This window comes from Pseudomonas sp. LA5 (assembly GCF_028640825.1).
Lineage (GTDB): Bacteria > Pseudomonadota > Gammaproteobacteria > Pseudomonadales > Pseudomonadaceae > Chryseomonas > Chryseomonas aestiva.
This window is the reverse complement of sequence record NZ_JAQYZY010000028.1, coordinates 59402-69825: the sequence shown is the minus strand read 5'-3', so window position 1 is coordinate 69825 and position 10424 is coordinate 59402. Positions and strand designations below refer to the sequence as shown.

Here is a 10424-nt window from a genome sequence, read left to right as displayed (position 1 = left end):
AGATCAATCGATTACTCGATGATCTTGGCAACCACGCCGGCGCCGACGGTACGACCGCCTTCACGGATGGCGAAACGCAGACCGTCTTCCATCGCGATCGGAGCGATCAGGGTGACAACCATCTTGATGTTGTCGCCCGGCATCACCATCTCGACGCCTTCCGGCAGCTCGCAGTTACCGGTCACGTCGGTGGTGCGGAAGTAGAACTGCGGACGGTAGCCCTTGAAGAACGGGGTGTGACGACCGCCTTCTTCCTTGGACAGCACGTACACTTCGCACTCGAACTTGGTGTGCGGCTTGATGGTGTTCGGCTTGGCCAGAACCTGGCCACGCTCCACGTCTTCACGCTTGGTGCCACGCAGCAGCACGCCGACGTTCTCGCCAGCACGGCCTTCGTCCAGCAGCTTGCGGAACATTTCAACGCCGGTGCAGGTGGTCTTGACGGTGGCCTTGATGCCCACGATCTCGACTTCTTCCTGGATGCGGACGATGCCACGCTCGACACGACCGGTGACCACGGTGCCGCGACCGGAGATCGAGAACACGTCCTCGATCGGCATCAGGAACGGCTTGTCGATGGCACGCTCGGGCTCGGGGATGTACGAGTCCAGGGTCTCGACCAGCTTGCGCACGGCAGAGGTACCCATTTCGTTGTCGTCGTTGCCGTTCAGCGCCATCAGCGCGGAGCCGATCACGATCGGGGTGTCGTCGCCCGGGAAGTCGTAGGTGTTCAGCAGATCGCGAACTTCCATCTCGACCAGTTCCAGCAGCTCGGCGTCGTCAACCATGTCGGCCTTGTTCAGGAACACGACGATGTAGGGAACGCCTACCTGACGGGACAGCAGGATGTGCTCGCGGGTCTGCGGCATGGGGCCGTCAGCAGCCGAGCAAACCAGGATCGCGCCGTCCATCTGGGCAGCACCGGTGATCATGTTCTTCACGTAGTCGGCGTGGCCGGGGCAGTCGACGTGCGCGTAGTGACGGATCGCCGAGTCGTACTCAACGTGGGAGGTGTTGATGGTGATACCACGAGCCTTTTCTTCCGGCGCGTTGTCGATCTGGTCGAAACCACGAGCGGAACCGCCCCAGGTGTCGGCACAGACTTTGGTCAGCGCAGCGGTCAGAGTGGTCTTGCCATGGTCGACGTGACCGATGGTGCCCACATTCAGGTGCGGCTTGTTACGTTCAAACTTTTCTTTAGCCATCGACACTCTCTCCCTTCACGAATTGAGCAAAGCAATGCCGCCATTAAAACAAAGGCAGATATTTGCATATCTGCCTTTTTAAGATGGAGCTCATGAGCGGATTCGAACCGCTGACCTCACCCTTACCAAGGGTGTGCTCTACCAACTGAGCTACATGAGCGAAACATTTGCCAGTCAAACTGGAGCGGGTAGCGGGAATCGAACCCGCATCATCAGCTTGGAAGGCTGAGGTTCTACCACTGAACTATACCCGCAGAGCCTAAGCGCTCTAACAATCTGGTGGAGGGGGAAGGATTCGAACCTTCGAAGTCTGCGACGTCAGATTTACAGTCTGATCCCTTTGGCCACTCGGGAACCCCTCCAAAGTGAGGCGGCATTTTCTTCATCTGCCCTCCTCTTGTCAAGGATCTTTTTAAAATCTCCTTAACAATCAATGCTTTCGCCTCGCTCGCTAGCGTTATCAGCGAAAGCGGGCGCAGTTTATGCAATCGCAGCGACCCATGCAACCCCAAGACGTAAAAAAAGCTTAAAAAACAAAGGCCGCCCTAGCGGCGGCCTTTGTTTGCAGACAACCAGCCCTGCTTACAGCTGGGGACCGGCGGCCAGGATGCCTTCGGATACGCCGGAGAACTTCTTGAAGTTCTCGACGAACTTGCCAGCCAGCTCGCGCGCCGCCGCGTCATAGGCAGCACCATCCTGCCAGGTGTCGCGAGGATTGAGCAGGACGCTGTCCACGCCGGGAACGGCAACCGGGACGTCGAGATTGATGACCGGGACGTGGCGGGTCTCGGTACCGATGAGGGCACCACTCTGAATAGCTGCGATGACCGCACGGGTAGTCGGGATGTTGAAGCGCTTGCCGACGCCGTAACCGCCACCGGTCCAACCGGTGTTGACCAGGTACACCTTGGAGCCGAAGCCCTGGATGCGCTTGATCAGCAGATCGGCGTATTCAGCCGCCGGACGCGGGAAGAAGGGTGCGCCGAAGCAGGTGGAGAAGGTCGACTTGATGCCGGGACCGGAACCCATCTCGGTCGAGCCGACCAGGGCGGTGTAGCCGGACAGGAAGTGGTAGGCCGCCTGCTCATTATTAAGGATGGATACCGGGGGCAGGACACCGGTGAGGTCGCAGGTCAGGAAGATGACCGCGTTGGGCTCGCCACCCAGGTTGTGCTCGGCGCGCTTGTCGATCAGTTCGCGCGGATAGGCCGCCCGGCTGTTCTGGGTCAGGCTGTCGTTGGCATAGTCAGGGTGACGGGTCTGGGGATCCAGAACCACGTTTTCCAGAACGGCGCCGAACTGGATGGCCTTCCAGATGACCGGCTCGTTCTTCTCGGACAGGTCGATGCACTTGGCGTAGCAACCACCTTCCATGTTGAAGACGGTGCCCACGCCCCAGCCGTGCTCGTCGTCACCGATAAGGTAGCGGCTCTGGTCGGCGGACAGGGTGGTCTTGCCGGTACCGGACAGACCGAAGAACAGGGTGACGTCACCCTCCTCGCCTACGTTGGCCGCGCAGTGCATCGGCAGCACGTCCTTTTCCGGCAGCAGGAAGTTCTGCACCGAGAACATGGCCTTCTTCATCTCGCCGGCGTAGCGCATACCGGCGATCAGCACCTTGCGCGCCGCGAAGTTGATGATGACGGTACCGTCGGAATTGGTGCCGTCACGCGCGGGCTCACAGACGAACTCGGGCGCGTTGATGATCTCCCAGGCCGGCTTGGACTGGGGATTGTATTCGGCCGGATTGATGAACAGGCAGCGGCCGAACAGGTTGTGCCAGGCAGTCTCGGTACGCATGACGACGGGCAGGTAGTGCTCTACATCAGCGCCTACATGAACATGGGAGACGAATTGATCACGCTCGTCCAGGTAGGCGCTCACGCGCTCCCACAGCGGTGCGAACTTCTCCTCCGGGAAGGCACGGTTGATCGGCCCCCAGTGGATGGCATCGCGCGTGGAGGCTTCCTCGACGATAAAGCGATCTACCGGCGAACGCCCCGTGCGATGCCCCGTCTTGACGACCAGCGAGCCATTGGCGGCCAGCTCTCCTTCGCCACGTCGCAGGGACTCTTCCACTAACTGCGCGACGCTGATATCGGTATACACGTTGGCTTTCGTCATTTCGTTCCCCATGGCCCTGGGCCGTTCCTCATGCTTGTAGCTCTTACACGGCAGAACTACACGTTGCGGGATTATGCCAGAAAGCCTTCGGGCTTTTGCAACGGCTAGTGCCGGGTATTTCCCGGGGTTTGCGTGCCGCCGCCCGCAAAAATCTGCGCGATATCGGCAGCGTCGAATACTTGCTGTTCATTGCAAAACTGACAATCCACCCGAATTTGTCCGTCCTGTTCGTCGAGCAGGCTCTCGACGTCCGGCTGACCCATGCTGATCAGGGCATTGGCCGCGCGGTCACGGGAACAGCTGCAGCTGAAGGCCACCGGCTGCTCGTTGAACAGGCGTACCTTTTCCTCGTGGAACAGGCGGTGCAGGATCACTTCGTTGTCGAGACCCAGCAGCTCTTCGGCCGTGAGGGTGTCGGCCAGGGTGACCACATGCTCCCAGCTATCCTGGCGGGCCTGGGCATCCTTGATCCGCGACGGCGGCAATTGCTGGAGCAGCAGGCCGCGGGCGCGGCGGCCATCGGCGTTCAGCCAGAAACGGGTGGGCAGCTGCTCGGAGGTGGCGAAATAGCCGGACAGGCACTCAGCCAGATTCGCGCCCTCCAGCGGGACGATACCCTGGTAGCGCTGACCATGGCGCGGGTCGATGGTAAGGGCCAGAACGCCATCGGGCATGAGCTCGCTCAAGGAGGCGGATGCGGTGATCTCGGCCTCTTCGTAGCGTGCGATGCCGCGCACCTCGCGCTCACTGGAGCACTCGACCATGAGCAGCGGGATGGGACCGCTGGAGCGCGCCTGCAGCACCAGCAGCCCTTCGAACTTGAGAGTTCCACACAGCAGCGCGGCCGCCGCGAGCAGCTCCCCCAGTAGCTGGGCCACGGGCTCCGGATAGGCATGCTTGGCGAGGACCTCGACATAGCTGCGATCCAGGGTGGCCAGTTCGCCGCGGACATCGGTTTCGTCAAACAGGAAACGTTGGGTGAAATCGTGGGAAGTCATGAACTACCTATATAAGGAAGGAGGCCGCGAAGCGTGGCGTTCACGGCGCACGCCAGAACCGGCGAGCGGACCTGGCCATTGAGAGGCTCCGGCGAGCCGCGACGAACTCAGTCGTCGAACGGATGGACGTACTCGCGGAACTGGTGGATCTGGCGCCGCTGCTTCTTGGTGGGACGGCCATCGGTCTGCACGCCGAGATTGCCGGCCTTGCGGGCGGCCGCGGCCTGTTCGCGCGCCTTGAGGCTTTCCGGCGTCTCGGTATAGAGCTGCTGAGCCTCGGGCGCACCCCGGCGGTTCTGCGACAGGGCGACGATCACCACCGTCTTTTCGTCATAGCCCTGACGGATGGTGAGAACGTCACCGATGCGCGGCTCCTTGCTCGGCTTGCAGCGCTCGCCACGGCACTGGATCTTGCCGCCTTCCAGGGCCGCCTTGGCCAGCGCGCGGGTCTTGAAAAAACGCGCGGCCCATAGCCATTTATCGAGGCGCATCCGTTCTTCAGTGTGATCTACTGCATACATCGAATAAAAAGCCCCCTGTTGGGTCTTAGACTCTTCTCAAGAACTCTAAACCATCGGACCGACGCTGCAAGCGCGCCTCTGGAGAGCCATGACCACATTCTTTCCTTCCGATCTGACTGGCCAGACCCGCTGCACGGGATGCCAGCAGTCGGAACCCCTGGGCTTCGACTTCGACTTCGCCTATCAGCCAATCGTGGATCTGGGCCAAGGCGCGGTCTTCGCCCGGGAAGCACTGGTGCGCGGACCAGGCGGCGAAGGCGCGCTGTCGGTGCTCAATCAGGTGACCGACAGCAACCGCTATCGCTTCGACCAGCTTTGCCGCACCAAGGCCATCGCCACCGCAGCCGCCCTGGGCATGCAGGAGAGTCTGTCGATCAACTTCCTGCCCAACGCCGTCTACCGCCCGGAACTGTGCATTCGCAGTACGCTGGCTGCCGCGCGCGAGCATGGCTTTCCGCTGGAACGGCTGATCTTCGAGACAGTGGAAACCGAACACGTCGCAAGTGACCATCTGACGCACATCCTGCGCGAGTATCAGCAATTCGGCTTCAAGACTGCCATCGACGACTTCGGCGCCGGTCATTCCGGCCTGACGCTGCTGGCCGAATTCCAGCCGGACCTGGTCAAGCTCGACATGGCGCTCATCCGCCACATCGACCGGGATCAGGTGCGGCGGACCATCGTGCGCAACCTGATCGTCATGTGCCGCGAACTGGGTACCCAGGTGATCGCCGAAGGGGTGGAGACCGTGGCCGAACGCGATTGCCTGCGTGACCTCGGCATCGAGCTGATGCAGGGGTATCTGTTCGCCAAACCAGCCTTCAAACAGCTCATTGATCCGCAACATTTAGGCGGAGGCCACTGATTTCAAGGAGCAGCGATGAGCAATTCCGCCGAACCGGTCATTATCGGCCTGAGTGAATGGGTAGCCCTGCCCGATCTGGGCGTGGTGGGCCTGAGAGCCAAGATCGATACCGGCGCCAGTACCTCGGCGCTGCATGCAACGGAAGTCCAGCCGTTCATGCGCGGCAAGGAACGCTGGGTGAGATTCACCGTGCACCTGGGGACGCTGGTTCAGTCCCGTCATCGCCATTGCGAAGCCCCCCTGGTGGCGAAGAAGACCATTCGCAGTTCCAATGGCATCGCTCAGACGCGTTATGTCATCCGTACCCTGCTGGCCCTGGGCGAGTGCCAGTGGCCGGTGGAATTCACCCTGGCCTGCCGCAAGAGCATGCGCTATCGCATGCTGCTCGGGTCCAAGGCGTTGATCGATGGTGGCCTGCTGGTGAATCCGGCCGTCTCCTATGCGCAAGACAAACCCCAGTTGTCCCTTACTCCGGCTTCCGGTGCCCCATGAAAATCGCCGTCCTCTCGCGTAATCCCAATCTGTATTCCACCCGGCGCCTGGTCGAAGCCGGTGTCAGCCGCGGCCATGAGGTGGTCGTGGTCGACACCCTGCGCGCGTACATGAACATCGCCAGCCACAAGCCGCAGATCCATTACCGCGGCAAGCCACTGGAAGGCTTCGATGCGGTCATCCCGCGCATCGGTGCCTCGGTGACCTTCTATGGCTGCGCGGTGCTGCGCCAATTCGAGATGCAGGGTGTCTTTCCGCTCAACGAGAGCGTGGCCATCAGCCGTTCGCGCGACAAGCTGCGTTCCCTGCAGCTGCTCTCGCGCAAGGGCATCGGCCTGCCGGTGACCGGTTTCGCCCACTCGCCGGACGACGTGCCGGACCTGATCCAGATGGTCAACGGCGCCCCTCTGGTGATCAAGGTGCTGGAAGGCACCCAGGGTATCGGGGTGGTGCTGTGCGAGACCGAGAAGGCGGCCGAATCGGTGATCGAGGCCTTCATGGGGCTCAAGCAGAACATCATGGTGCAGGAATACATCCGCGAGGCGGGTGGCGCGGACATCCGCTGCTTCGTGGTTGGCGACAAGGTGATCGCCGCGATGAAGCGCCAGGCGGCGCCGGGGGAATTTCGTTCGAATCTACATCGCGGCGGCACCGCCAGCCTGATCAAGATCACCCCCGAGGAACGCATGACCGCCCTGCGCGCGGCCCGGGCCATGGGTCTGAGCGTGGCCGGGGTGGATATCCTCAGATCCAACCACGGCCCGCTGGTGATGGAGGTCAACTCCTCGCCCGGCCTGGAAGGCATCGAGCAGACCACCGGCAAGGACGTGGCCGGGATCATCATCGAGTACCTGGAAAAGAACGCCGAGCCGGGGCTGACGCGGACCAAGGGCAAGGGTTGAAGGAGTCTGGGCACGGGTGTTGGGCTTGGCTAGCGCTCAGCCCAACCTACGCAGTGATAACGTCCCTTGTCAGCTGGCGCTGCGCGGGAGCAGCAGGCCCAGGGGCAACAGTACCCGGGCTTCCACCCCGCCACCTTCGCGATTGCGCAGTTCGGCACTGCCGCCGTGCTGCGCGGCGATGCGCTTGACGATCGCCAGGCCCAGCCCGGAACCGCTGACGGTACGGGCACGATTGCCGCGGGTGAAGGGATTGAAGATATCCTGCAGGTCCTTGGGATCTATGCCGGGACCGCGATCCATCACGCTCAGGGCGACATAGGGCGCCGTGGCGGAGCCCGCCACCTGCCCGACCACCTCGATACCGCCACCGCCGCCGTGGCGCAGGGCGTTTTCCACCAGGTTGGTCAGCAGCCGCTTGAAGGAGATGCGCCGCACCGGCAAGGGTGGCAGCACGTCCAGCATCAGCCGTACCCGCTCCTCCTCTTGGTTGTAGGGCGCCACCACCTGGCGGGCCAGCTCGTTGATATTGGTGAGCTCCTGCGGCTCGTCGCGGCCGTCGCGGACGAAGGCGAGGAACTGGTCGAGGATGGCGTTCATGTCCTCGATGTCGCGGATCATGTCCTCGGCCTCTTCGCGCTCGGCCGGTGGCATCAGCTCCACCGCCAGGCGCAACCGGGTCAGGGGCGTGCGCAGGTCATGGGAGACCCCGGCCAGCATCAGCTCGCGCTCGCGGCCGGCCTGCTCGACGTCCTCGGCCATCTGGTTGAAGGCGTGGTAGACGTCCTGGATCTCGCTGGGTGCATCGGTTTCCGGCAAGCGCACGCTGCGGCCCTTGCCCAGCTCGCGCGCCGCGTTCACCAGGCGGCGCAACGGTTGGTTGAGTTGCCGGACGAAGACCCAGGCGGCGCCGGTGGACAGCAGGCCGATGGCGAAAAACCAGCCCAGCACGCTCCAGATGTGCTGCCCGCGCAAGGGATGGGCCATGAGCGGGATCTTGATCCAGTCCGGCCCCAGGGAGGGCGCCAGGACCCACATGGCCGGACCATGCTGGACCCGCACCCGCACCTCGGTCTCCTCGCCCAGTTCCTGCTTCATCTGGCGCTCGAAGATCTCGCTGTAGGGCCAGTGGTATTCCCCGGCCGGCACGGTCTCGGGTGATTCGTAGCGCAGGCCGGCGGCCTGGGCGATGCGCGGCCGCTCGGTTTCCGGGGTGGCCCAGTAGGCACGGAGGGTCAGGGCCGCGCCGTGGCTGTACTGACGATCGACCAGAACGTCCTCATTGAGCAGCAGATAGACCAGGGTCAGCGCCTTGGAAAACAGCACCGCGAGCAGGACCATCCACAGCGAGCGGGCGAAGAAACTCTGGGGAAACCAGCCGGGCGCCTTCATTGCCCGGGCTTTCCGCGCAAAACGGCGCGAAAGCCATCACAACCTCCGGGGTTGCGGGGTCCAGATAGGCCACCCGAGACAGACACATTCGGATACATTTGCTCGTCCATTTCTTCCCTTCGACCTGGAGTTCTCTCGTGTCCGACATCTGCCAGACCGGCCTGGACATCGGCTTCGCTTCGCTCAGCTACGCGCAGATCGCCTTTCTCGGCGTGGTGCAGGGTATCACCGAGCTGCTTCCCATTTCGTCCACGGCGCACATGCGGGTGGTCCCTGCCCTGCTCGGCTGGCACGATCCCGGCTCGGCCTTTTCCGCCGCCATGCAGATGGCGGCCCTGGCAGCGGTGATCAGCTATTTCTGGCGCGATGTCAGCGGCGTGACCCGCGGCAGCCTGGCCGCCGTGCGCCAGCGCAACTTCGACAGCCCGGACTTCCTGCTGGCGGTGATGATCGTGCTGGCGACCATTCCCATCTGCATCGCCGGCCTGCTGCTGGCGCCCCTGCTCAATGCCTGCGGCTCGCCGCTGCGGGGCCTCAGCGTCATCGGCTATGCCTGCCTGGCCATGGCCGCCCTGCTGGCCCTGGCGGAGCGCATCTGTCGGCACAACAGAGACATCTCGCAGATGCGCCTGCGCGATGCGCTGATCGTGGGGATCGCCCAGGTCGGCGCGCTGATTCCGGGCGTGTCCCGCTCGGGCTCGACCCTGACCGCCGCCATGTTCCTCAATTTGCGTCGCGAGGAAGCCGCGCGCTTCTCCTTCCTGCTCGGCCTGCCGGCCATCGCCCTGGCCGGACTCAAGGAGCTGGTGGTGCTCTGGCACGCGCACATCCCGGCCGAGGCCTGGTCGCTGCTGCTGGTGGGATTGCTGGTGGCGAGCCTGTCGGCCTTTGCGGCGATCTGGGGGCTCATGCGCTTCCTAGAGCGCTTCTCGACCTGGCCCTTCATCATCTATCGCGCGTTGCTGGGGATCTTCCTGCTGGTCGGCGTGCATCAAGGCCTGTTCGCCTGAGCCACCCCCTAGCCGGGGCGCGATGCCCCGGCTACCTGCCTTACTTGCCGGCGCCGTCCGGCACGAAGACGTAGCCCACGCCCCAGACGGTCTGGATATAGCGCGGCTTGGACGGATCAGGTTCGATCATCCGGCGCAGGCGCGAGATCTGCACGTCGATGGAGCGCTCCAGGGCATCCCATTCGCGACCGCGGGCCAGATTCATCAGCTTGTCGCGGGTCAGCGGCTCGCGGGCGTGGTCGACCAGTGCCTTGAGCACGGCGAATTCGCCGGTGGTGAGCATGTGGGTCTCTTCGCCGCGCTTGAGTTCGCGGGTGGCCAGGTGCAGGGCGTAGTCGCCAAAGGTCACCACCTCGTCGGTACCGGCAGGAGCGCCGGGTACCACCGGGGCCTGCCGGCGCAGCACGGCCTTGATCCGGGCTACCAGCTCCAGCGGGTTGAAGGGTTTGGCCAGGTAATCGTCGGCGCCCTGGTCGAGACCCTGGATGCGGCTGCCTTCGTCGCCCTTGGCGGTCAGCATGATGATGGGGATGCGGTTGCCGCTCTCGCGCAGTCGACCGCAGGCGGACAGGCCGTCTTCGCCAGGCATCATCAGGTCCAGCACGACCAGGTTGAAGACCTCGCGGGCCAGCAGGCGGTCCATCTGTTCGGCACTTTCGACCGTGCGTACGCGATAACCCTGCTCGGCCAGAAAACGCTCCAAGAGGCGGCGCAGCCGGGCGTCGTCGTCGACGACCAGGATTTTTTCACCTTCCGGGGCAACGGGGGTGCTCATAATATCTCCTTGTGATCTAGCACTGGATTATGCCGTAGGCCATCCGACCGCGGCATTGGGCCATTGTTAGCAGATTTTGCCCACGCTGGGGCGGCGGTGCCGGCACGGGAGGCAGGGCTCCGGCGGGCTCGGGTATACTGCGG

10 protein-coding genes and 3 tRNA genes are annotated in these 10424 nt (G+C 63.3%); 4 read left to right on the top strand and 9 right to left on the bottom strand.

The features are described from left to right. Positions 1 to 11: 11 nt before the first annotated feature. The 7 genes from tuf to PVZ72_RS08365 all read right to left on the bottom strand — a co-directional run bounded on the left by tuf (position 12) and on the right by PVZ72_RS08365 (position 4848). A complete protein-coding gene (gene tuf, locus PVZ72_RS08395) occupies positions 12 to 1205 on the bottom strand; it encodes an elongation factor Tu (RefSeq protein ID WP_133860552.1) in 1194 nt (397 codons plus the stop codon). Between the two features lie 84 nt (positions 1206 to 1289). Continuing rightward, a tRNA-Thr gene (locus PVZ72_RS08390) sits at positions 1290 to 1365 on the bottom strand. Positions 1366 to 1385: 20 nt separating this feature from the next. Next, positions 1386 to 1459: transfer RNA gene (locus PVZ72_RS08385), tRNA-Gly, on the bottom strand. A 23-nt stretch (positions 1460 to 1482) separates the two neighbouring features. Further along, positions 1483 to 1567: transfer RNA gene (locus PVZ72_RS08380), tRNA-Tyr, on the bottom strand. Between the two features lie 220 nt (positions 1568 to 1787). After that, positions 1788 to 3329, bottom strand: a complete 1542-nt coding sequence (locus tag PVZ72_RS08375; protein WP_133860551.1) for a phosphoenolpyruvate carboxykinase — start codon at positions 3327 to 3329, stop codon at positions 1788 to 1790. A 104-nt stretch (positions 3330 to 3433) separates the two neighbouring features. Further along, on the bottom strand, positions 3434 to 4327 hold the full coding sequence (gene hslO / locus PVZ72_RS08370) for an Hsp33 family molecular chaperone HslO (protein WP_273861669.1): 894 nt from the start codon (positions 4325 to 4327) through the stop codon (positions 3434 to 3436). 107 nt (positions 4328 to 4434) lie between these two features. Continuing rightward, positions 4435 to 4848 (bottom strand): RNA-binding S4 domain-containing protein, encoded by a 414-nt coding sequence (locus tag PVZ72_RS08365; protein WP_443218242.1) that lies wholly within the window; start codon positions 4846 to 4848, stop codon positions 4435 to 4437. 88 nt (positions 4849 to 4936) lie between these two features. On the opposite strand from PVZ72_RS08365, the gene rimA reads away from it, so the two are divergent. The 3 genes from rimA to rimK are packed head-to-tail and all read left to right on the top strand — an operon-like array spanning position 4937 to position 7107. Next, complete coding sequence (gene rimA, locus PVZ72_RS08360) at positions 4937 to 5713, top strand: S6 modification regulatory phosphodiesterase RimA (RefSeq protein ID WP_133860548.1); 777 nt, start codon at positions 4937 to 4939, stop codon at positions 5711 to 5713. 15 nt (positions 5714 to 5728) lie between these two features. Next, positions 5729 to 6205: a retropepsin-like aspartic endopeptidase RimB gene (gene rimB, locus PVZ72_RS08355; RefSeq protein ID WP_027598255.1), complete on the top strand. Its 477-nt coding sequence runs from the start codon at positions 5729 to 5731 to the stop codon at positions 6203 to 6205. Beyond that, the gene (gene rimK / locus PVZ72_RS08350) at positions 6202 to 7107 is read left to right on the top strand and encodes a 30S ribosomal protein S6--L-glutamate ligase (protein WP_027598254.1); all 906 of its coding nucleotides are present in this window, start codon (positions 6202 to 6204) and stop codon (positions 7105 to 7107) included. The genes rimB and rimK overlap by 4 nt, the downstream gene beginning before the upstream one ends. 69 nt (positions 7108 to 7176) lie before the next feature. Here rimK and PVZ72_RS08345 read toward each other — a convergent pair whose 3' ends face one another. Beyond that, on the bottom strand, positions 7177 to 8496 hold the full coding sequence (locus PVZ72_RS08345; protein ID WP_133860547.1) for an ATP-binding protein: 1320 nt from the start codon (positions 8494 to 8496) through the stop codon (positions 7177 to 7179). 137 nt (positions 8497 to 8633) lie between these two features. On the opposite strand from PVZ72_RS08345, the gene uppP reads away from it, so the two are divergent. Next, positions 8634 to 9506 (top strand): undecaprenyl-diphosphatase UppP, encoded by an 873-nt coding sequence (uppP, locus tag PVZ72_RS08340; RefSeq protein WP_133860546.1) that lies wholly within the window; start codon positions 8634 to 8636, stop codon positions 9504 to 9506. Positions 9507 to 9546: 40 nt separating this feature from the next. Here the strand turns inward: uppP and ompR are convergent, their stop codons facing one another. Beyond that, positions 9547 to 10281, bottom strand: coding sequence for an osmolarity response regulator transcription factor OmpR (ompR, locus tag PVZ72_RS08335; protein WP_027598251.1), 735 nt, complete (start codon positions 10279 to 10281; stop codon positions 9547 to 9549). Positions 10282 to 10424: the final 143 nt, after the last annotated feature.